At 65.2% G+C, this 19,764-nt stretch carries 21 protein-coding genes; 10 read left to right on the top strand and 11 right to left on the bottom strand.

The genetic code is table 11. The features are described 5' to 3' along the window. Positions 1 to 356 precede the first annotated feature (356 nt). Positions 357 to 980, top strand: a complete 624-nt coding sequence (locus BM315_RS03750) for a hypothetical protein (protein ID WP_090497957.1) — start codon at positions 357 to 359, stop codon at positions 978 to 980. 196 nt (positions 981 to 1,176) lie between these two features. On the opposite strand, the gene mtgA is transcribed toward BM315_RS03750, so the two are convergent. After that, positions 1,177 to 1,911 (bottom strand): monofunctional biosynthetic peptidoglycan transglycosylase, encoded by a 735-nt coding sequence (gene mtgA, locus BM315_RS03755; protein ID WP_090497959.1) that lies wholly within the window; start codon positions 1,909 to 1,911, stop codon positions 1,177 to 1,179. Between the two features lie 67 nt (positions 1,912 to 1,978). Between mtgA and BM315_RS03760 the strand changes: the two genes are divergently transcribed. From BM315_RS03760 to BM315_RS03780, 5 genes are all read left to right on the top strand, one after another. Beyond that, positions 1,979 to 2,350 carry a DUF423 domain-containing protein gene (locus tag BM315_RS03760; protein WP_090497961.1) on the top strand — a complete coding sequence of 124 codons (372 nt, stop codon included), beginning with the start codon at positions 1,979 to 1,981 and terminating at the stop codon, positions 2,348 to 2,350. 102 nt (positions 2,351 to 2,452) lie between these two features. Continuing rightward, a complete protein-coding gene (gene thiS / locus BM315_RS03765; RefSeq protein ID WP_090497963.1) occupies positions 2,453 to 2,653 on the top strand; it encodes a sulfur carrier protein ThiS in 201 nt (66 codons plus the stop codon). Between the two features lie 99 nt (positions 2,654 to 2,752). Continuing rightward, entirely contained in the window at positions 2,753 to 3,547 is a 795-nt protein-coding gene (locus BM315_RS03770) for a thiazole synthase (protein ID WP_090497965.1), read from the top strand. Between the two features lie 256 nt (positions 3,548 to 3,803). Continuing rightward, the gene (gene trmB, locus BM315_RS03775; RefSeq protein ID WP_090497967.1) at positions 3,804 to 4,523 is read left to right on the top strand and encodes a tRNA (guanosine(46)-N7)-methyltransferase TrmB; all 720 of its coding nucleotides are present in this window, start codon (positions 3,804 to 3,806) and stop codon (positions 4,521 to 4,523) included. Positions 4,524 to 4,892: 369 nt separating this feature from the next. Further along, complete coding sequence (locus BM315_RS03780; RefSeq protein WP_090497969.1) at positions 4,893 to 6,236, top strand: DUF1329 domain-containing protein; 1,344 nt, start codon at positions 4,893 to 4,895, stop codon at positions 6,234 to 6,236. 199 nt (positions 6,237 to 6,435) lie between these two features. Here the strand turns inward: BM315_RS03780 and BM315_RS03785 are convergent, their stop codons facing one another. The 4 genes from BM315_RS03785 to BM315_RS03800 form a co-directional block, all read right to left on the bottom strand. Next, the gene (locus BM315_RS03785) at positions 6,436 to 6,807 is read right to left on the bottom strand and encodes a RidA family protein (protein ID WP_090497971.1); all 372 of its coding nucleotides are present in this window, start codon (positions 6,805 to 6,807) and stop codon (positions 6,436 to 6,438) included. Between the two features lie 71 nt (positions 6,808 to 6,878). Beyond that, on the bottom strand, positions 6,879 to 8,441 hold the full coding sequence (locus tag BM315_RS03790) for a BCCT family transporter (protein ID WP_090497973.1): 1,563 nt from the start codon (positions 8,439 to 8,441) through the stop codon (positions 6,879 to 6,881). Positions 8,442 to 8,489: 48 nt separating this feature from the next. Beyond that, positions 8,490 to 9,479, bottom strand: a complete 990-nt coding sequence (locus tag BM315_RS03795; protein WP_170862158.1) for a membrane dipeptidase — start codon at positions 9,477 to 9,479, stop codon at positions 8,490 to 8,492. Positions 9,480 to 9,489: 10 nt separating this feature from the next. Beyond that, a complete protein-coding gene (locus BM315_RS03800) occupies positions 9,490 to 10,932 on the bottom strand; it encodes an aldehyde dehydrogenase family protein (protein ID WP_090497974.1) in 1,443 nt (480 codons plus the stop codon). A gap of 93 nt (positions 10,933 to 11,025) precedes the next feature. Here BM315_RS03800 and BM315_RS03805 point away from each other — a divergent pair, with 93 nt between their 5' ends. From BM315_RS03805 to BM315_RS03820, 4 genes are all read left to right on the top strand, one after another. Continuing rightward, positions 11,026 to 11,928, top strand: a complete 903-nt coding sequence (locus tag BM315_RS03805) for a LysR family transcriptional regulator (RefSeq protein ID WP_090497976.1) — start codon at positions 11,026 to 11,028, stop codon at positions 11,926 to 11,928. A gap of 188 nt (positions 11,929 to 12,116) precedes the next feature. After that, positions 12,117 to 13,838, top strand: coding sequence for a hypothetical protein (locus tag BM315_RS03810; protein ID WP_090497978.1), 1,722 nt, complete (start codon positions 12,117 to 12,119; stop codon positions 13,836 to 13,838). Next, a complete protein-coding gene (locus BM315_RS03815) occupies positions 13,838 to 14,584 on the top strand; it encodes a DUF3726 domain-containing protein (protein WP_090497981.1) in 747 nt (248 codons plus the stop codon). Before BM315_RS03810 ends, BM315_RS03815 begins: the two co-directional genes overlap by 1 nt. Positions 14,585 to 14,608: 24 nt before the next feature. Beyond that, positions 14,609 to 15,340 carry a TSUP family transporter gene (locus BM315_RS03820; RefSeq protein WP_090497984.1) on the top strand — a complete coding sequence of 244 codons (732 nt, stop codon included), beginning with the start codon at positions 14,609 to 14,611 and terminating at the stop codon, positions 15,338 to 15,340. A gap of 57 nt (positions 15,341 to 15,397) precedes the next feature. Here BM315_RS03820 and BM315_RS03825 read toward each other — a convergent pair whose 3' ends face one another. Genes BM315_RS03825 through metX form a run of 6 tightly spaced genes read right to left on the bottom strand, consistent with a single transcriptional unit; the run spans position 15,398 to position 19,763 of the window. Beyond that, the gene (locus tag BM315_RS03825; protein ID WP_090497987.1) at positions 15,398 to 15,721 is read right to left on the bottom strand and encodes a DUF3392 domain-containing protein; all 324 of its coding nucleotides are present in this window, start codon (positions 15,719 to 15,721) and stop codon (positions 15,398 to 15,400) included. A gap of 34 nt (positions 15,722 to 15,755) precedes the next feature. Continuing rightward, positions 15,756 to 16,970: a radical SAM family heme chaperone HemW gene (gene hemW, locus BM315_RS03830; protein ID WP_090497989.1), complete on the bottom strand. Its 1,215-nt coding sequence runs from the start codon at positions 16,968 to 16,970 to the stop codon at positions 15,756 to 15,758. Beyond that, positions 16,967 to 17,560 (bottom strand): RdgB/HAM1 family non-canonical purine NTP pyrophosphatase, encoded by a 594-nt coding sequence (gene rdgB / locus BM315_RS03835; protein ID WP_090497992.1) that lies wholly within the window; start codon positions 17,558 to 17,560, stop codon positions 16,967 to 16,969. Before rdgB ends, hemW begins: the two co-directional genes overlap by 4 nt. Continuing rightward, a complete protein-coding gene (locus tag BM315_RS03840; RefSeq protein ID WP_090497994.1) occupies positions 17,560 to 17,976 on the bottom strand; it encodes a DUF4426 domain-containing protein in 417 nt (138 codons plus the stop codon). Before BM315_RS03840 ends, rdgB begins: the two co-directional genes overlap by 1 nt. Positions 17,977 to 18,013: 37 nt before the next feature. Beyond that, the gene (gene metW / locus BM315_RS03845) at positions 18,014 to 18,616 is read right to left on the bottom strand and encodes a methionine biosynthesis protein MetW (RefSeq protein WP_090497997.1); all 603 of its coding nucleotides are present in this window, start codon (positions 18,614 to 18,616) and stop codon (positions 18,014 to 18,016) included. Between the two features lie 7 nt (positions 18,617 to 18,623). Further along, the gene (metX, locus tag BM315_RS03850; protein WP_090497999.1) at positions 18,624 to 19,763 is read right to left on the bottom strand and encodes a homoserine O-succinyltransferase MetX; all 1,140 of its coding nucleotides are present in this window, start codon (positions 19,761 to 19,763) and stop codon (positions 18,624 to 18,626) included. Between the last annotated feature and the right edge of the window lies 1 nt (position 19,764).

Raw genomic sequence — 19,764 nt, forward strand, 5'->3', positions numbered from 1 at the left:
GGCATCGCAAGATGGCGGGATGGGTGAGCAGAAGTCAGCCGAGGCCGTAGTAGCTGCTCGAAACCGGAGCAATGAAGGGCTGAACCTGTCATGAGCGGATAGTCAGGTGTGCTCTCTGAGCGGGTCGTAGGCACAAGCTCCCTAATACGGAGGCCTGGACATTTAGGAAGTAGGGGCCGGAAGTCCCGAGGGCCTGTCTGGGTGCTTAGATTACGCGGGCGACACATCGAACGAAACCAAGCTCGCTGACGCAGTTGGTCAGTAGGCAGGAACCGCCGTATACGGAACCGTACGTACGGTGGTGTGGGAGGACGGCGGGGGCGACCCCGCCTTCTACCCGATCCTGGAGAATGCACATGAATCTGCCGCCCCTACGCATGCAGCATGGTTTGATCTTCGCTGTCGTCGCCTTGCTGTTCTTCGTCTGGGGCGCCTGGCTGGTGCGTCCGCAGCCAGCGGCGGCGCCGCTACCCTGGCTGGCCGAGTGGCAGGCTGCGGTGCTCGTGCCCCTGGCCGATAACCGCCTGAGCCTGGCCATGTTGCGCACTCAGGTGGAGGGCGAGCTCTGGCTGCAGCCACGCCTGGATGGGGCGCGCCTGCTCTACCGCGCGCACTGGCAGGCGAGTGGCGAGCCCTGGGCGCTGGAAGCCGAACTCGAGCTGGACGAGGCCGAGCGCGCCAGCCTGATGGCTGCGGCCGGCTTGGGCGTGCGCGACGCTGAACAGCCGCTCGGCCAGCAGTTGCTGGCCGATTTGGGCGCCCATGCCATCGTCGGCCTGACCCTCAAACCGCAACAGGCCGTGGCCGCCGAGCGTCTGGCCAGCAGCGTCGGCCAGCCGCGCCTGCGCCTGGAGTTGGCCGCAGGCCAGGCCTGGGTCTATCCCGAGGCGGGGCTGACCGCGCACACCGCAGACGAACAGCTGCTGCTGTTGCAGGTGGTGCCACGCGATGCGCTGGGTGAGCGTCTGAGCACACCGTAGCGCAATCCGGGGCCTTGGCGCTCGTCCCCGGATTACATCCGGGCTTGGGGGTTGTGTAGGGTGGATCGGGGCGCGTAGCTGGCGCTTTTTTCATCCACCAGCGCTGTTGGTGGATGGGTGAAGCGTCATCGACCCTACGAGGCCGCGGGTCTTGCAATCGGATCTACTGGGCGGCACACGGGGGTTGGGCCGGCTCTCAGGCCTTCAGCCAGTGCGGCCACCAGTCCGGGCGTGCCGCTTGCAGGCGGCTGAGGTAGTGACTGCCGCCGAGCTGCCACATCTGCTGGCGGATCCAGGCCGCGCGGCGGCTGACATGGTTGCCCGGGCGACTGGCGCTCCACTGTCGCGGATTCGGCAGCACGGCAGCCAGCAGGCTGGCCTGCTGGCGTGACAGGTAGGGCGCGCCTTTGCCGAAGTGGTGCTGGGCCGCGGCCTCGGCGCCGAATACGCCGTCGCCCCACTCGGCGCTGTTGAGGTAGACCTCGAGAATCCGCTGCTTGGGCCAGAGCAGCTCGATCAAGCCGGTGAACCAGACCTCGACACCCTTGCGCAGCCAGCTGCGGCCCGACCAGAGGAACAGGTTCTTCGCCACCTGCTGGCTCAGCGTGCTGGCGCCGCGCACCGAGCGGCCCTGCAGGTTGTGGCGCAGTGCCGCACGGATCGCCGGGATATCGAAGCCCCAGTGCTCGGCGAATTTCTGGTCCTCGGCGGCGATCACCGCGATCTTCAGATTGTCCGGCAGCTCGCTCCAGGGCCGCCAGCTGCGCTGCAGGTCGATTGGCTTGCCGTCTACCCAGGACTCGATCTTGCGTTCGACCATCAGGGCCGTGCCGGGTGGCGGCACCCAGCGCAAGACCAGCACCAGCAGGGCCGAACCGGCCATGAGGCAGAGCAGCAATTTGAACATGAGGCGGCGGATGGAGCGAAACATGCGGGCTTGGCCAGGCTGATTTTGCCGGCCATTATAGCGGCCGCAGTTCCCTTGTCTGGAGTGATGCATGGCGCGTCTATGGTTGTTGCTGTCTGCCCTGACCGGCTTTACCGGTGTCGCCCTCGGCGCCTTCGCTGCCCATGGTTTGAAAAGTCGGCTCGGCCCGGAGCACCTGGCGGTGTTTCAGACCGGCAGCCACTACCAGTTGCTCCACGCCCTGGCGCTGTTCGGTGTCGCCCTGCTGGCGCTGCAGGCGCCGGGGCGTCTGGTGAATCTGGCCGGTGGCTGTTTCGCCCTGGGCATTCTGCTGTTTTCCGGCAGCCTGTATCTGCTGACCCTCAGCGGCATCGCCGGGCTCGGTATCATCACCCCGTTCGGCGGCCTGGCCTTTCTGGCCGGCTGGTTGTGTCTGGGGCTGGCGGCCTGGCGTTTAACCTGACCCTCACGTCAGAATGCTGGACGAATGGCAGCCTTTGGCCTTGGTCATCGCCCGTGATCGGGCTAGAATGCCCGCCCCCTCCCACGTTGTGACCGCCCCGTTATGCGTATTCAGTTGAACGGTGAATCATTCGAGCTGGCCGATGGCGCCAGCGTTGCCGACCTGATCGGCCGTCTGGATCTGACTGAACGCCGGGTAGCGGTGGAACTCAACCTGGATATAGTGCCGCGCAGCCAGCATGCCGCCACCGTGCTTCGCGACGGTGACCGGGTTGAGGTGGTGCACGCCATTGGTGGCGGCTGACAGGCCGTTGAAAACTACTGCGCTCGGCTAGGCCATGTCGACATCGGTCTCGCTACATTTTCAAAGGCCTGTTATCAGGCGCCCAGTTAGGAGTTTGCAATGAGCCAAGTTCGTAGCGACAAGCCCTTTACCCTGGCCGGGCGGACCTATCAGTCGCGTCTGCTGGTCGGCACCGGCAAGTACAAGGATCTCGACCAGACCCGTGCGGCCATCGAGGCCTCGGGGGCGGAGATCGTCACGGTCGCCGTGCGCCGCACCAATATTGGCCAGAATCCGGGCGAGCCGAACCTGCTCGACGTGATCCCGCCTTCGCGCTACACCATCCTGCCCAATACCGCCGGCTGCTACGACGCCGACGAGGCCGTGCGCACCTGCCGCCTGGCCCGTGAGCTGCTCGACGGCCACAAGCTGGTCAAGCTGGAAGTGCTGGCCGATCAGAAAACCCTGTTCCCCAACGTGATCGAAACCCTCAAGGCCGCCGAAGTGCTGGTCAAGGACGGTTTCGACGTGATGGTCTACACCAGCGACGACCCGATCATCGCCCGCCGACTGGCCGAGATGGGCTGCATCGCGGTGATGCCCCTGGCCGGCCTGATCGGCACGGGCCTCGGCATCTGCAACCCCTACAACCTGCGCATCATCCTCGAAGAAGCCACCGTACCGGTGCTGGTCGATGCCGGCGTGGGCACCGCGTCCGATGCCACCATCGCCATGGAACTGGGTTGCGAGGCGGTGCTGATGAACAGCGCCATCGCCCATGCGCAGAACCCGGTGCTGATGGCCGAGGCCATGAAATACGCGATCGAAGCCGGCCGCCTGGCCTACCTGGCCGGGCGCATGCCGAAGAAACTGTATGCCAGCGCCTCGTCGCCGCTGGACGGCCTGATCCGCTGAACCTGTTGCGACTCTGCTGCCAGGAACGAGGCATTGCCTAGTGCCTCGACCTGAATAACCTGTCGCTTTGCGGGGCGGGATTGCGCTTCAGTCGCGATTTTTTCAGCGCTTTCAAGGTCAATCGCGGCTAAAGCCCCTCCCACACAGGACAGCCTCCTAAGGTGGGTTGGCCGAAGGCGTAAGCCGCCAGTCGTTCAGCGGGCCAACGATGCGGCTGATCAACACACTCAAGAACCACCGATTTGAAGAGCCACCGATGACCGAATCGCAGCAACCCCAGGCAGCGGCCGAAGACAAGCGCCAGCACCGCGCTATCAAGAGTTTCGTGATGCGCGCCGGGCGCATGACCGAAGGCCAGCAGCGCGGCCTCGACCAGGGCTGGCCGAGGTTCGGCCTGGAACTTGGAGATGGCGCGCAGGACTTCGATGCGCTGTTCGGCCGCAGTGCGCCGCGCACCTTCGAGATCGGCTTCGGCATGGGCCATTCCCTGCTGGAAATGGCCGCGGCCGCCCCCGAACAGGACTTTATCGGCGTCGAGGTGCACCGGCCGGGTGTCGGCGCGCTGCTCAACGGCCTGATGACGCAGAACCTCGGCAATGTGCGGGTCTACAGCTGCGATGCCCTGGAAGTGCTGCGCAACTGCGTGGCCGACGCCAGCCTCGACCGCCTGCTGCTGTTCTTTCCCGACCCCTGGCACAAGTCGCGGCATCACAAGCGCCGAATCGTCCAGCCGGCATTCGCCGAGCTGGTGCGGCAGAAGCTCAAGGTCGGTGGCGTGCTGCATATGGCCACCGACTGGGAAGCCTACGCCGAATACATGCTGGAAGTGATGAACGTGGCGCCCGGTTACCGCAACCTGGCTGCCGACGGCCGTTGCGTGGCGCGTCCGGCAGAGCGCCCGGTGACCAAGTTCGAGCGCCGTGGCGAGCGCCTCGGTCATGGTGTCTGGGATCTGAAGTTCCAGCGCGAGAGCTAGCAGGATAGAAGTTTCACGCGCCGCAACCGGCTGCACGACAGCCACAGGACGCTTGCACAAGATCGGGACCACCCGGCGCCAGGACGGCTCCTCACCGCAACACCGAAGCCAAATAACGCCCGACCCCTTGGCGGTCCGGGCACGAAAAAGCAGTGGCGCAGGACGCCAACTGCGCTGAAAGCTTGTGAAAAAACTCTCGCCTACTGCGACCGCCTCCAGGCGTCCGCTGCTGACGTTGCGCTACGCAAAAAACGGGGTCATTTAGCTCGCTAAACTCCCCCATTTTTTGCGTAGCGCGCCTTGCCGCGAACGCCTGGAGTCGCTCTCGCGACGGCGCTCGATATTTTCACAACCTCTGAGGAGTTCGTTGTGTTGAGAGCATGTTCACTTCTGCTGCTGGCCGTCGTTGCGCTGCAGGCGCAGGCCAGGGTCGACAGCACCCAGGCTGCGCGCCTGGACCGGGATCTAACCCCGCTGGGTGGCGAGCGCGCCGGCAACGCTGCCGGCAGCATTCCGCCTTGGGCGGGCGGCCTGGCCCAGCCGCTGGCCCAATACCGGCCGGGCATGCACCATCCCGATCCTTACGCCGGCGATGCGCCCTTGTATCGGCTCGGCAGCCACAACCTCGCCGACTACCAGGCGCAACTGCCGGCGGGCCTGAAGCTGTTGCTGGAAAAGCATCCAGAGCATTTCCTCGAGGTCTATCCGACCCGGCGCAGCGCCGCGGCGCCGCAACGCATCTATGACGCCACCCGCTTCAATGCGCTGAATGCCGAGCTGATCTCCGGCGGCAACGGCGTCGCCGGGGTTGCCGCGGGGATTCCCTTCCCGCTGCCGCAAGACGGTCAGCAGGCCATCTGGAACCACATCATGCGCTACCGTGGCGAGCAGGTGCGCATGGTCACCAGCCAGGCGGCGGTGCTCGCCAATGGCGACTACAACCTGCTCAAGCTGGAGCGCGACCTGTACTTTCTCTACGGCCGTGCCGATGTCCGCCCGCAGGACCTGGACAACACCCTGTTCTACTACAAGTACAAGGTGGTCGCCCCGGCCATGCTGGCGGGCTCGGCGCTGGTGGTGCAGGAAACCCTCGACCAGGTGCTGGCGATCCGCAAGGTCTGGCGCTACAGCCGCGGCGAACGGCGCGTACGGCGCCTGCCGATGCTGGCCTACGACACCCTGCGGCCGGACACCAACGGCCTGGTCACCGCCGACCAGGTCGATGCCTATAACGGTGCGCCGGATCGCTATGAGTGGCAGCTGCTCGGCAAGCAGGAAATGCTGGTGCCCTACAACAGCTACGCGGTGCATCAGCAGGGCATCCCCTACGAGCAGATCCTGCAGCAAAATACGCTCAATCCCGAGCTGTTGCGCTATGAGCTGCACCGCGTCTGGGTGGTCGAGGCCGAGTTGCGCAAGGGCTTCCGCCACCCCTATGGCAAGCGCCGTTTCTACCTGGACGAGGACAGCTGGCAGATCCTCGCGGTCGATCTGTACGACAAGAACGGCGTCCTTATCGGCCTGCAGGAAAGCCACCCGATCAGCTACTACGAGGTGCCGATGTTCGGCAGCACCCTGGAAACCCTCTACGACTTGCAGGGTGGCCGCTACTTCGTCGACGGCCTGGACAACAACGAGCCGATGTACGACTTCAACGCCCGCCTGAGCCCGCGCGACTTCAGCCCGCAAGCGCTGCGCCGCGAAGGTAACTGAGGCTTAAGCCAAGCGCAAAAAGCCGCCCGGTTGGGCGGCTTTTTGCTGTGCGCGGCGCGGTCCTCGCTTGTGGCGATTGGGCGCTGGTGCGCGAGGAATAGGGGGCCCTGGGTTGGTGCGGTGGCCGCGACAGGGGGTGAGTGCCAGGCACTCGACGCGCCAGCCGGTTGTGCCGAGCGAGCGCGTTAGGCCATGCGCATCAGGCGACGGCGTAGACCACCAGCTCCACCAGCATTTCCTCGCGGGCCAGGCCGGCGATGATCATGGCCGCGCGGTTGGGGTAAGGCGCGCTGAAGTATTCGGCGTACACCGCGTTGACCGTGGCCAGGTAGCTGCGGTCGGTGACGTAGATCAGCACCTGGGTCACCGCGTCCATGCCCAGGTTCGCGCATTCCAGGCAGTGCTTGAGGTTGTCCAGGGTCTGCCGGGTCTGCGCCTCGATGCCGCCGGGCACCACCTGGCCCTGGGCGTCGATGGGGATCTGCGCGGTGTACAGGGTGCCGTTGCCGATCACCGCCCACTCCAGCGGGGCCTTGGACGGGAACAATTGGGTTTTAACGGCCTGCTGCATGGCGTGCTCCTATTTGCTGGGGAATAAAAAAGAGGGAGGCGGCGGCTGCCGCGCTCCCTCAAAGGTGGGGGTTAGAGGCCCTGTTCGTCGGCCATGCGCCGGGCGATCTGCGGTGCGTTCCACAGGGCCGGCAGCAGCACCAGGGACACCGGCACGGCGGTGATGACGATGAACGATTGCAGCGCACTGATGCCGCCCGAGCCGATGGAGATCAGCAGGGCCGCCACCACGCCCATCATCACGCCCCAGAACACGCGGACTTCTGTACGCGGGTGATCGGTGCCGGTCATCACCATGGAGATGGTGTAGGTCATAGAGTCACCGGTGGTGGTGACGAAGATGATGGTGAGGAGCAGGAACAGCACCGAGATCAGGTAGCCCAGCGGCAGCTGTGCGGTGATCGCCAGCAGAGCGCCGGGCAGGTTGAAGCCGGCGAAGGCTGCGGACACCGAACCGGGGTTGCTCAGCTCGAAGGCCAGGCCGCTGCCGCCGACGATGGTGAACCAGAAGCAGGTGATCACCGGCGCCACTATCGAGATCATCGTCACCAGCTCGCGGATGGTGCGGCCACGGGAGATGCGCGCGACGAACATCGCCATCAGCGGGCCGTAGCCGAGGAACCAGCCCCAGAAAAACACCGTCCACCAGTCCAGCCAGGCCGGGTCGGCGCGGAAGCTGGCCATCGGGATGAACTTGTCCAGATAGATACCCATGGACTGCACATAGGCATCGAAGATGAACGCGGTCGGGCCGAACAGCAGGATGAACAGCATCAATACCACCGCCAGCACCACATTCAGCTGGCTGAGCAGTTTGATCCCGCGGGTCACCCCTGATACGGCTGAAATGGTGTAGGTCACCACCAGTGCGCCGATGATGATCAGCTGGGTGCCGTAGTCGTTGGTGATGCCGAACAGTTTCTCCAGACCGAAGCTCACCTGCAGGCCGAGGAAACCGATCGGGCCGATGGTGCCGGCGACCACCGCGATCACGCAGGATGCGTCGATCAGGGCGCCGAACCAGCCACTCATGACGCGTTCGCCAAACACCGGGTAGAGCAGGGTGCGTGGCTTGAGGGGCAGGCCTTTCTCGTAGTGCAGGTGCATCAGCACGATGCCGCTGAGACTGCCGAGAATCGCCCAGGCGAGGAAGCCCCAGTGCATGAAGCTCTGCGCCAGCGCGTTGTAGGCCGCCTGCGGGGTACCCGTCTCGCCGCCGTACAGTGGCGGTGGCGAGAGGAAGTGGGCCATCGGCTCGGCCGCCGCCCAGAACACGCCGCCGCCGGCGAGCAGGGTGCACATGATGATCGACACCCAGGTGTAGGCCGGCATCTCAGGCTTAGCCAAGGCGCCCAGGCGCACGCGGCCGGTGCGGCCCATGGCGAGGAACAGGCCGATGACGAAGGTCAGCAGCAACAGCACCTGCCAGTAGGCGCCAAACAGTCTGGTCGACCAGGCGAAGGCGCTGTTGACCCACAGTGTCATCGACTCGATGTCCCACAGGGCGAGGGCGGCAAACAGCAGGATGAAGCCACCGCTGATGAGGAACACCGGGGCATCCACTTCGTGCAGCAGCTTGCTCTTGTAGCTCATGGCGGGACTCCCCAGGTGGGTCGCCGATTGCGTGCTATTCATTACAGCCTCCTGACAAGAATCTTGTACTTGTTGAGTTGTTCAGGACAGTTACGGGGCAGGCTTGAGGCCTTGCTCCAGGGTGTTGAGCCAGTTGAGACCCATGACCTTGGCGGTGTCTTCGGCGCTGAAGCCGCGTTGCAGCAGGCCCTGGGTGATATTCGGGAAATCGCGGCTGTCGCCGAACCAGCCCAGCGGCTTGGGCCAGTCGGCGTTGTTCGCCGAGCCCTCGCCGTAGTCGATCTGCTTTGACCAGCGGCCGCTGCGCATCCACTCCAGCACCGACTGCGGCTGGTTCTGGCACAGGTCGGTGCCAATGCCGATGTGATCCATACCGATCAGGTCGGCGGTGCGCGCGACCATGTCGCAGAACTGCGCCAGGGTGCAATCCGAGCCGTTGTTCAGGTGGAAGGGGTACAGGCTGAAGCCGAGCAGACCGCCGGACTCGCCCAGGGCACGCAGTACGGTCTGCGACTTGTTGCGCTTGGCCGGATGAAAGAACGCCGGGTTGGCGTGCGAGATGATGATCGGCCGGCTCGACAGCTCGATGGCTTCCAGGGTGCTGCGCTCGGCGCTGTGCGACATGTCGATGAGCATGCCGACCCGGTTCATCTCGGCGATGGCCTGCTTGCCGAAGCGGGTGATGCCGCTGTCGCTGCCCTCGTAGCAACCGGTGGCCAGCAGGCTCTGGTTGTTGTAGGTCAGCTGCATGATCAGCAGGTTGAGCTGGCGGAACACCTCGACCAGGGCGATATCGTCCTCGATCGGCGAGCAGTTCTGCGCGCCGAAGAAGATCCCCACCTTGCCCAGCTGCTTGGCCCGGCGAATGTCGGCGGCGCCGGCCACCGGCATGATCAGGTCGCCGTGCTGCTCGAAGCGGCGGTTCCACTCGCCCAGGCGGCTCAATGTTTCGCGGGCGTTCTCGTGGTACACCAGGGTCACGTGCACCGCAGTGACTCCGCCCTGGCGCAGCTGGGTGAACAGCTCGCGGTCCCAGTTGGAGTACTGCAGGCCGTCGATCACGATCAGGTCGTCATGCATGGCGCACACCTCAGGCACGGATGTAGGTGGTCTTGACCACGGTGTAGAACTCGCGGGCGTAGCTGCCCTGTTCGCGCGGGCCGAAGCTGGAGTTCTTGCGGCCGCCGAACGGCACGTGGTAATCGGTGCCGGCAGTCGGCAGGTTGACCATCACGCAGCCGGTCCTGGCGCGGCGTTTGAAGTCGCTGGCGTACTTCAACGACTGGGTCATGATCCCGGCGGTGAGGCCGAAGTCGGTGTCGTTGAGGGTGGCCAGGGCCTCCTCGTAGTCGGCTACCTTGATCACACAGGCGATCGGGCCGAACACCTCGTCGCGGTTGATCTGCATGTCGTTACGGGTGTCGACGAACAGCGCCGGGCGCATATAGAAACCCTCGTATTCCTCGTCGATGCGCTCGCCACCACAGGCCAGCACCGCGCCATCGGCCTTGGCCTGCTCGATGTAACGCAGGTTCTGTTCGAGCTGCTTGCCATCGATCACCGCGCCGATCTGCGTGCCTTCGCGCAGCGGATAGCCGACCTTGAGCTGAGCCATGCGTTCGACCAGGGCGGCGACGAAGCGGTCGTGCATGCCGGCGGTGACGATCAGCCGCGAGGAGGCGGTGCACTTCTGCCCGGTGCCGAAGAAGGCGCCGTTCAACGCGCAGTCCACGGCCAGCTCCAGGTCGGCGTCGTCGAGCACGATCAGGGCGTTCTTGCTGCCCATCTCCAACTGGCAACGGACGAAATTGGCGGCGGTGGCGCTGGCGACCTTGCGGCCGGTCTCCACCGAACCGGTGAAGCTCAGGGCATCGATCTTGGGCGAGTGGATCAACGCATCGCCGACCGTGGCGCCGCTGCCCATGACCAGGTTGAAGGTGCCGGCCGGCAAGCCTTGGCGGGCGATGATCTCGGTCAGCGACCAGGCGCTGGCCGGTACCGCGTTGGCCGGCTTGAACACCACGGCATTGCCGAAGGCCAGGGCCGGGGCGATCTTCCAGGCCGCGGTGGCCATGGGAAAATTCCACGGGGTGATGATGGCGACCACGCCGACCGGCTCGCGGCGGGTTTCGATTTCCACGCCGGGGCGCACCGAATCGGCGGTCTCGCCCATCTGCCGCAGCACTTCGGCGGCGTAGTAGTGGAAGAACTGGCCGGAGCGGTAGACTTCGCCCATGCCTTCGGCGAGGGTCTTGCCTTCTTCGCGAGCCAGCTGCTCGCCCAGTTCGGCTTTGCGCGCGATGAGTTCGTTACCGATCGTGGTCAGCACTTGGTAGCGCTGCTCCAGACCGCTGCGTTGCCACTCGAGCTGACCGGCGATAGCCGCGTCGAGGGCCTGCTCGATTTGCCCGGCGTCGGCCTGGGCATAGTCGCCGAGCACATCCTGGATGTTCGCGGGGCTGATATTGCGGATAGTCGCGGAGCCCGTAAGCCACTCGCCATTGATGTAGTTAGCAAAGATATCGCCGGACATATGCACCTCCTCTCAAACTGTCAGCGAATGGTAGGCGCCGTTTTCGATAAACTAAAATGAGTTGTAAATATTGTTTGATAAGGAAAACTTACCGTGCTTCCCGACCTCAAGATCGTCCAGCTGCGGCACTTCGTCTGGGTTCATGAGCTGCAGGGCTTTCATGCCGCGGCGGAAAAGGCCCACCGCACCCAGCCGGCGATTTCCCTGTCGATCCGTGACCTGGAGGGCAAGCTTGGCCAGGCCCTGTTCGAGAAGCGCAACGCCCGCGCGGCCAGGCCGGAGCTGACGCCCTTCGGTGTGCAGTTCATGGCCTACGCCAAGGAACTGATCGCCCACCATGACCGGGTGATCAAGGACATGAGCCTGATCGCCCAGCACAAGTCCGGGCATCTGCGCATCGCCTCGGTGCCGTCGATCGCCAGCCGCCTGCTACCGGATATCCTCACCCGCTTTATCGGCGACGCCACCGACCTGCACGTCAGCCTGTTCGACGACAGTTCCGAGGTGGTGCTGGCGATGGTCGAGAATCAGCAGGTGGATTTCGGCATCGCCAGCCTGTGGGAAGCGGAAAGTGACATCCGCTTCATCCCGATCTGGGAGGACAGCATCGGCGTGGTCTGCCGCAGCGACCATCGGCTGGCCGATGAAACCGAGTTGAGCTGGCAGCAACTGCGCGGCGAGCGGCTGATCGCTAACGGCACCTCGCGCCTGCTGGCGGACACCGCGGCCGAAGAGCTGGTGGCCGACGCGCAGTTCTATATGTCCAACATGATCTCGCTGCTGGCCATGCTCGAGGCCGGCATGGGCATCACCACCCTGCCGCGCTTCGCCTTTCCGGCCGAGCATGGTCAACTGCGCTTCATTCCGCTGAGCGAGCCGCAGGTCAACCGCGACATCGGCATCGTACGTCGCGCCGATCACTCGTTGCCGGTGGCGGCCCAGGCGCTGTTCGATTTCATCCTGCGTGACAACGAACTCGATCCGAAGCAGGTCTGAGCGCGCTTTAATCTGATCGGTATGGTGTTTTAGATAAGTTTCCCTTATCGGCTGATAGGGCGATCTGAATTGCCCTGCGCCGGCCCTTGGACCACCATCGACGGCAGATAACAACAACCCGCCGTGTCCCGCTTGGCCCTCAGTAGGCCCAGTGCCGGGTACGGCTTGCGCCAGTCGAGGGCACCTGTATGAGCATTCCTTCAAGCATCGACTCTGCCAAGCTCGGCGCCCAGGCGGTCCGTCTGCGCCCGGCTCATGTGGTCATGGACCTGGAGCGCCTCGGCAGCCTGCACCAGAGCCGTCTGAGTTTCATGCGCAGCCTGGTGCGCAAGATCATGCGCGAGGGCTGGCAGATCGAGGCGCGGCGTTTCGAGCTGGATGCCGAGGGTTACGGCACGGTGATCTACCGGGTACAGACCAGTGGCGACCTGTTCAGCTTCGTGCTGTTTTCCCAATACCTCGATCCGGGCAAGCGCAATGACCGGGTGATCGCCAGCGAGTGGGACCTGACCATGGCGCTGTGTGAGGGCGAGGTGGACGACGGCTACGTCGAATACCTGCGTCTTAATGTGCCGTTGCAGGAAGCCGGGCGCCTCGACTCGCGGGTGATGGTGCTGTCGCGGGCCAATCGCAGCGTGCGCAACTTCGACAGCGTGGTGGCGGCCCTGAGTGCCGGCCGGCAGCCCGAGGTGGAGCAGATCGCCAAGGTCGGCTACCTCTATCGCACCACCGCGGTATACGGCAGTGGCAAGCTGGGCATGGCCGACTGGGAGAAAGTCAGCAGCAAGCACCCGGACTTCGCCCGGCCGTTCGCCGCCGAGATGTTCAACTGCTTCATGCTGCGCAACTTCAGCCTGCAGCAGGCCGAGCACATTGCCCGTCAGCGTGCGCCGGACACGGCTGTGCCGATGCAGCCGGCGCTCAAACGCTACTTTGGCATCGGCAACTCCACCGGCCTGGGCATGGCGCCCTACCTGATCAATCACCCGCAGCTGATCAGTCGCTGGATCGAGATGCGTGAGCTGGCCCTGGCGCGCGTGCGCGGCCTCGGCCAGGTCACCGCCGAGCGCCTGGCCCGCCTGCAGGCGCTGGTCGTGCGCGGCATCGCCCATATCCAGCAGACCGTCACCGAGGACGACTGGCAGACCGGCAACAACTGCCAGGTGCTGGAAGACTTCGCCGCGCTACAGGACTGGCTCGCCGGTCATCCGCTGCGCAGCTGGGAGCAGTTGTCGACCTGGGCTGAGCAGCGCCTCAGCCTGCAGGGGCAGGAACTGCTCAACTGCATCCTCCTGGAGCTTTACCCGGAGCTGGTCGACAGTCTGGAAGATAGTTTTTCCCTGGTCGAATCCCTCGAGCTGCAACCCGAGATGCCGGCCGCCGAGCTGCAAGCGCTGATCGAGCGGCACTACGCCTGGGCCCTGGCCATCGACTTCACGGCCGACGGCGCCAGCGAGACCTTCTGGTACCGCTCCGAGGAGAAGCAGGAACCGCGTCTGGGCAACTGCAGCCTGGAGAGCGGCCGTGACAAGCAGATGCCCCTGGGTATCGGCTATCTGGCGCAGCAGTGTCATCGTCAGCTGTGCGCCTACCTGGCCGAGCAGCCCGCGCAGTGCACCGCCAGCTTCCTCCTGCGTCACCCCGAGCAGCGCGGCATAGTGCGGCGTATGCAGAGCATGGCCAAGACCCGCTACGGCGAGATCCAGGCCAACCTGCTCGATCGCGAGGTGCTGCCCATGCACTTGCTGCGCTGCAAGCTGGCGTTCTTCGGCGTCAGCAAGTTCGACCCGCGCTCGCGCCTGTGGGTGCGCAACACCATGTTCCAGGGCGCGCCGCTGCTGGAGGATATCGGCCAGCCGTTCGAAGACGACTGGTTCCTGCCCCTGGCCCCGACTGAGGAGAAGCGCTGATGCTGATTTCATCGAATGAACTGACCGCCCTGCTCAAGCGCGTGTTCGAAGGAATGGGCTATCCCGTCGGCTATTACGAGGACGCCGCCGCCCTGGTGAAATGGCTGCAGGTGCATGGCGAGCAGGGCTTCGGCGAGCTGCAGCGCGCCTTGCCCTATGTCGCCGACAGCCAGCGCCCGCCCCTGCAGCTGCTTGTCGAGGAGAGCCAGGCGCTGCTGTTCGACTGTCATGGCCGCAGCGGCCTGAACTGCCTGCCGAGCATCGTCGAGCTGGCGCAGACCAAGGTGCTGGAGCAGGGCTGCGTCAACGTCAAGGTGCGCAACTGCCACAACCGCAAGTTCATCCTCAAGCTGCTGGTCGACAGTGCCCGTTGCGGTATCAGCGTGCTGGCCTACTGGCAGAACGGCAAACAGCCGGTCAGCGAGCATGTCGCCAGCATCGCCGCCGGAGCCCGCTATCCCAGCTACAGCGAGGCCCTGCTGGCCGATCCCGCCATGGCCGACACCCAGACCCTGACCCTGCTGTTCAGCACGCGCATCGACCTGCAGGGGCAGTTGCACGGCAGCACGGGTCAGCGCAGCGGTTATCGCCAGGTCAGCCCCGAGCAGTTTGCCCGCGCGGGCGCGGGCGCTCTGGAAGGCGGCATGGATATTTCCATCGAACTGTGGCAACAGCTCAACCACCTGGCCGAAGCGGTGCTGGTGGAGAATTCCGAGCAGTCGCGCAGCGGCGCCGGTGGCCGTTAACGCAGCCTCGGCGGACGAGCCTTGATGGATTACAGCGGCAGCGAATATCTGGCGCTGTTGATCGTGCTGGGCGGCAGCCTGGTGCAGGGGCTGCTGGGCATCGGCTTCGGCCTGCTGGCAGCGCCGCTGCTGTATCTGCTCGAGCCCAGCTATGTGCCCGGGCCGGTGTTGCTGCTGGGTTTTCTCCTGGCGAGCTGCATGCTCCTCGGCAATCGCCAGGCGCTGGCCTGGCGTCGGCCCTTGCCGGCCATTCTGGCGCGGCTACCCGGCGCCTGGTGCGGTGGCCTGCTGCTGGGCCTGCTGCCGAGTGCCTGGCTCGGTCTGCTGCTCGGTACCTGCGTGCTGTTGGCAACCCTCACCAGCTACCGCTGGCTGGAGGTCCGCTGTAACCCGCGCAACCTGGCCATCGCCGGTTTCTGCTCGGGGCTGATGGGCACCGCCACCTCGGTCGGCGGCCCACCCATGGCCCTGGTCTACCAGACCTGCGGCCGCATCAGCGCGCGCGATGAACTGGCTGCCTTCTTCCTGCTGACCACCCCGGTCTCGGTATTGTTCCTGCTTTACCAGGGACGCATGCCGCTGGACTACCTGCACGCCACGCTCAAGTTGGCGCCCGGCGTGATGGTCGGTTATGGTCTGGCCCGCTGCCTGGACGGCCGTTTCGACAAGCGCAGCCCGCGTCAACTGTTGCTGCTGCTCTCCCTGCTGGCGGCCGGCGGGCTGCTAACGCACAGCCTTTGGCAGTTGTTGGGTTAGCGCGAAACCTCGGCCTGTCGGCGGGTCCCTAACAATTACACCGGCAGCGGCGGGTGCTTAGCTGCGATCGGCCAGCACGCCGATCAGGAAGAACACCAGCAGCAACACCGGCGCCAGGGTGTAGTTGTTGAAGTGGCCGAGGCCCTGGGCCAGCCAGGGGGTGATGAAGACTATCGCCAGGCCGTAGCCGACCGCGCAGACCAGGACGAAGATCAGGGTGCGGAAGAAGAAATTGAGGCCGCCGATCGAGCGCTGCACCCAGGCATTGAGCCCGGGGCCGAACAGGACGAACAGGGTGGCCATGATGGCCAGGGCGATGTCATACAGGTGGCCACGGCTCCAGCGCGACAGGGTGGCGATCAGGTCGAATAGCAGATCCAAGCGGGGTCCTTAGCGCAGCGTGGCGCACGGCAGGTCAGGGCAGAAAATGTTGGAGCAGATCGTTGAGAAACAGCTGGCCCTCGCGGGTGGCGACCAGGCGGGCCGGGTCGCGCTGCAAGAGACCGCGCTGTTCGGCTTCCTCGCGCGCCGCGGCCAGTACCCTCAGCGGCAGACCGGTGCGCTCAGTGAACAGGGAGCTGGCGACGCCGTCCGTGAGGCGCAGCACATTCATCAGGAATTCGAAGGGCAGCTCGTCCGGGCCGAGCAGGCGTTCGCCGGCGCTGAAGGCCTTGCCGGGGTCCAGGTAGTCCTTGGGCAGGCGGGTCTTCCAGCTGCGCGCGATCACCCCCTGCGGGCTGCTCAGCTTGGCGTGGGCGCCGGCGCCGATGCCGAGGAAGTCGCCGAAGCTCCAGTAGTTGAGGTTGTGCCGCGCCGCCTTGCCGGGCTGGGCGTAGGCGGACACTTCGTACTGGGCATAGCCGTGTTCGGCCAGCAGCGCCTGGCCGGCTTCCTGGATGTCCCAGAGGATGTCGTCCTCGGGCAGGGTCGGCGGCTGGCTCCAGAACAGCGTATTCGGCTCCAGGGTCAGCTGGTACCAGGACAGGTGGGTCGGCGCCTGGGCGATGGCGATGCGCAGGTCGCCCAGCGCGTCCTCGATGGACTGCTCGGGCAGGCCGTGCATCAGGTCCAGGTTGAAGTTGGCGAAACCGGCGGCGCGCGCCATGTCGGCGGCGCGGATGGCCTCGTCACCGTCGTGGATGCGCCCCAGGGCCTTGAGCTTTTCCGCCTGGAAGCTCTGCACGCCGATCGACAGGCGGTTGATGCCGAGCGCCCGGTAGTCGCGGAACTTGGCCTGTTCGAAGGTGCCGGGGTTGGCTTCCAGGGTGATTTCGATATCCGTCGCGAACGGGATGCGCCGCTCCACGCCTTCGAGCAAGCGACCCAGGGCCTTGGCCGAGAACAGGCTGGGGGTGCCGCCACCGAAGAAGATCGAGCGCAGCGGCCGGCCATGCACCCGGGGCAGGTCCTGGTCGAGGTCGGCGAGCAGGGCGTCGACGTACTCCTGTTCCGGCAGCGTCGGCCCGGCGGCGTGGGAGTTGAAGTCGCAGTAGGGGCACTTCTTCACGCACCAGGGAATATGGATATACAGCGCCAGGGGCGGCAGCTCGAAGCCGCAAGCGGCAAACTGCAAGCCGTCCGCGGCGCTTTGGTTTGTGGCTTGAGGCTTACCGCTTGGGGCTTTGTTCATATCCCCAACCGCTGCTTGAGCAGGGCCATGGCGCGGGCGCGGTGGCTGATCCGGTTCTTCTCGGCGGCCGGCAGTTCGGCGCTGGAGCACTGGCGCTCTTCGACCCAGAACAGTGGGTCGTAGCCGAAGCCGTACTCGCCGCGCGCGGCATGCAGGATCTGCCCGTACCAGAGTCCCTCGCAGATGATCGGCAGCGGGTCTTCGGCGTGCCGCAGCAGGGCCAGGCAGCAGACGAACTGGGCGCCACGCTCGGCATCCGGGACGTCTTGCAATACCTCGAGCAGCTTGGTGTTGTTCGCCGCGTCGCCCTGGCCATCGGCATAGCGCGCGGAGTAGATGCCGGGGGCGCCGCCGAGAAAATCCACCGCCAGGCCGGAGTCGTCGGCCAGCGCCGGCAGGCCGGACACCCGCGCCGCATGACGGGCCTTGAGGATGGCGTTTTCGATGAAGGTCAGGCCGCTCTCGTGCGGCTCGACGTCGCTGAACTCGCCGATCGAGCGCACGCGCACGGCGGTGCCGAGCATGGCCTGGAGTTCCTTGAGTTTGCCGGCGTTATGGCTGGCCAGTACGAGCTCGCTTGGCTGGATCATCAGTCGGGGAAGAGTTCCTGGTTGAAGTCGAGGCTGTGGCTGGCACCGCCGTTGGCCTGGATCTTGAGGCTGAAGCGCAGCGTCTCCTGCTGCTCGATGGGGAACTGGGCCAGGTAGTAGATGGCTTCGCCTTCGCTCACCTGTTTGAAGCTCAGGCGGTGAATCTGGCCGAGCAGGTTGCGCATCTCGCCGCTGACCACGGCCGCGGCCGGTTGGCCGGCCTTGAGCACCGAGATATTCAGCACGCCCTGCTGCTTGCCACGGCTGAGGCCCGCCGCAGCGGCGATCTCCGGTTGCAGGAAGCTGGAGTTGAAGACGCTGTAGTGTACATCCAGGTCGCCGAAGCTTTGCTTGCGTTCGGCAAGTGCCGGCAGACTCAGGCACAGGGCGATAAACAGTAGGGCGATGCGACGCATGGTGGTTCTCCTCAGGATGGCCGGGTTGCCGTCGAAATCAGTTGGCGGTCGATCCGCTGATGCGGTAAATGCCGATCTCACCTAACAGATTAGGCCAAATGCGGCTGGCCCAACCGTGGCGATGGTCGCGATCTACTGCCAGGCGCTCGAGAACCCTGGCCTTTTGTGCGTGGCACAGGCGCTCGAAGTCCGCGAAGGTGCAGAAGTGGATGTTCGGCGTGTTGTACCAGGTGTACGGCAGGAAGTCCGAGACCGGCATGCGCCCCTTGCTCGCCAGGTACCAGCGGCAACGCCAGTGGGCGAAGTTGGGGAAGGTGATGATGCAGCTCTTGCCGATGCGCAGCATCTCCGCCAGCACCTTGTCCGGGAAGTGCAGGGCCTGCAACGACTGGGTCATCACCACCACGTCGAAGCTGTCGCTGGCGAAGTTGCCCAGGCCCTTGTCGAGGTTCTGCTCGATGACGTTGACGCCCTTGGCGACGCACTGGGCGATGTTGTCCGGGTCGATCTCCAGGCCATAGCCGCTGACCCCCTTGTGCTCGGCCAGCCAGGCGAGCAGCTCGCCATTGCCGCAGCCGAGGTCGAGCACCCGGCTGCCGGCGGGGATCCAGTCTTGGATGATGTCCAGGTCGGCTCTCATGGGCGCCTCATACTGCGATTCGGTTCATATAGCTGCTGAAGGCCTGCAGGTAACGCGGGATCGGGATCAGGAAGGCGTCGTGGCCCTGCGGCGCGTCGATTTCCAGGTAGCAGACGTTCTTGCGTGCGGCGATCAGGGCGTCGACGATCTCCCGCGAGCGTGCCGGCGAGAAGCGCCAGTCGGTGGTGAAGGACATCACGCAGAAGTCCGCCTGCACCCCGGCCAGGGTCTGCGCCAGGTTGCCGTCGAACGCCGCCGCCGGGTCGAAGTAGTCCAGCGCCTTGGTCATCAGCAGGTAGGTGTTGGCGTCGAAACGCCCGGAAAACTCCTCGCCCTGGTAGCGCAGGTAGCTCTCGACCTGGAACTCGACGCTGTGGAAGTCGTAGTTGAGCTTCTCGCTCTTCAGCCCGCGGCCGAATTTCTCGCCCATGGCGTCGTCCGACAGGTAGGTGATGTGGCCGACCATGCGCGCCAGCATCAGGCCGCGCTTGGGCACCACCCCACGCTCCTGGAAGTGCCCGCCATGGAACTCCGGGTCGGTGAGAATCGCCTGGCGCGCCACCTCGTTGAAGGCGATGTTCTGCGCCGACAGCTTGGGCGCCGAGGCGATCGCCAGGCAGTGGCGGATGCGCTCCGGGTAGCTGATCGCCCACTGCATGGCCTGCATGCCGCCGAGGCTGCCGCCGACCACCGCGGCCCACTGGCCGATGCCGAGGGCGTCGGCCAGGCGCGCCTGGCTGTGCACCCAGTCTTCCACGGTCATCACCGGGAAGTCCGCGCCAAAGGGTTTGCCGGTGGCCGGATTGAGGCTGCTGGGGCCGGTCGAGCCGTTGCAGCCGCCGAGGTTGTTCAGGCTGACGACGAAGAACCTGTTGGTGTCGATCGGTTTGCCGGGGCCGATGCAGCTGTCCCACCAGCCGGGCTTGCGTTCGTCGGCGCTGTGGTAGCCGGCGGCATGGTGGTGGCCGGACAGCGCATGGCAGATCAGCACGGCGTTGCTGCGCGCGGCGTTCAGTTCGCCGTAGGTCTCAACGACCAGTTGGTAGTCGGCCAGGCTGCGCCCGCAGGCGAGCGCCAGGGGCTCGGCGAAGTGCAGCACCTGCGGGGTCACCAGGCCAACAGAGTCTTGGGGAAAGGCTGTAGACATC

Origin of the sequence: Pseudomonas borbori, assembly GCF_900115555.1 — a bacterium.
Taxonomy (GTDB): Bacteria; Pseudomonadota; Gammaproteobacteria; order Pseudomonadales; family Pseudomonadaceae; genus Aquipseudomonas; species Aquipseudomonas borbori.

Bases quoted from the DNA above. Each gene is read 5' to 3' on its own strand.
- mtgA (WP_090497959.1), bottom strand. From the start codon at position 1,911: ATGTTTCGCTCCATCCGCCGCCTCATGTTCAAATTGCTGCTCTGCCTC.
- BM315_RS03790 (WP_090497973.1), bottom strand. From the start codon at position 8,441: ATGAATAGCACGCAATCGGCGACCCACCTGGGGAGTCCCGCCATGAGC.
- thiS (WP_090497963.1), top strand. From the start codon at position 2,453: ATGCGTATTCAGTTGAACGGTGAATCATTCGAGCTGGCCGATGGCGCC.
- BM315_RS03800 (WP_090497974.1), bottom strand. From the start codon at position 10,932: ATGTCCGGCGATATCTTTGCTAACTACATCAATGGCGAGTGGCTTACG.
- BM315_RS03840 (WP_090497994.1), bottom strand. From the start codon at position 17,976: ATGCGTCGCATCGCCCTACTGTTTATCGCCCTGTGCCTGAGTCTGCCG.
- BM315_RS03750 (WP_090497957.1), top strand. From the start codon at position 357: ATGAATCTGCCGCCCCTACGCATGCAGCATGGTTTGATCTTCGCTGTC.
- BM315_RS03770 (WP_090497965.1), top strand. From the start codon at position 2,753: ATGAGCCAAGTTCGTAGCGACAAGCCCTTTACCCTGGCCGGGCGGACC.
- BM315_RS03795 (WP_170862158.1), bottom strand. From the start codon at position 9,479: ATGCATGACGACCTGATCGTGATCGACGGCCTGCAGTACTCCAACTGG.
- hemW (WP_090497989.1), bottom strand. From the start codon at position 16,970: ATGAACAAAGCCCCAAGCGGTAAGCCTCAAGCCACAAACCAAAGCGCC.
- rdgB (WP_090497992.1), bottom strand. From the start codon at position 17,560: ATGATCCAGCCAAGCGAGCTCGTACTGGCCAGCCATAACGCCGGCAAA.
- BM315_RS03785 (WP_090497971.1), bottom strand. From the start codon at position 6,807: ATGCAGCAGGCCGTTAAAACCCAATTGTTCCCGTCCAAGGCCCCGCTG.
- metX (WP_090497999.1), bottom strand. From the start codon at position 19,763: ATGTCTACAGCCTTTCCCCAAGACTCTGTTGGCCTGGTGACCCCGCAG.
- BM315_RS03760 (WP_090497961.1), top strand. From the start codon at position 1,979: ATGGCGCGTCTATGGTTGTTGCTGTCTGCCCTGACCGGCTTTACCGGT.
- BM315_RS03820 (WP_090497984.1), top strand. From the start codon at position 14,609: ATGGATTACAGCGGCAGCGAATATCTGGCGCTGTTGATCGTGCTGGGC.
- trmB (WP_090497967.1), top strand. From the start codon at position 3,804: ATGACCGAATCGCAGCAACCCCAGGCAGCGGCCGAAGACAAGCGCCAG.
- metW (WP_090497997.1), bottom strand. From the start codon at position 18,616: ATGAGAGCCGACCTGGACATCATCCAAGACTGGATCCCCGCCGGCAGC.
- BM315_RS03810 (WP_090497978.1), top strand. From the start codon at position 12,117: ATGAGCATTCCTTCAAGCATCGACTCTGCCAAGCTCGGCGCCCAGGCG.
- BM315_RS03815 (WP_090497981.1), top strand. From the start codon at position 13,838: ATGCTGATTTCATCGAATGAACTGACCGCCCTGCTCAAGCGCGTGTTC.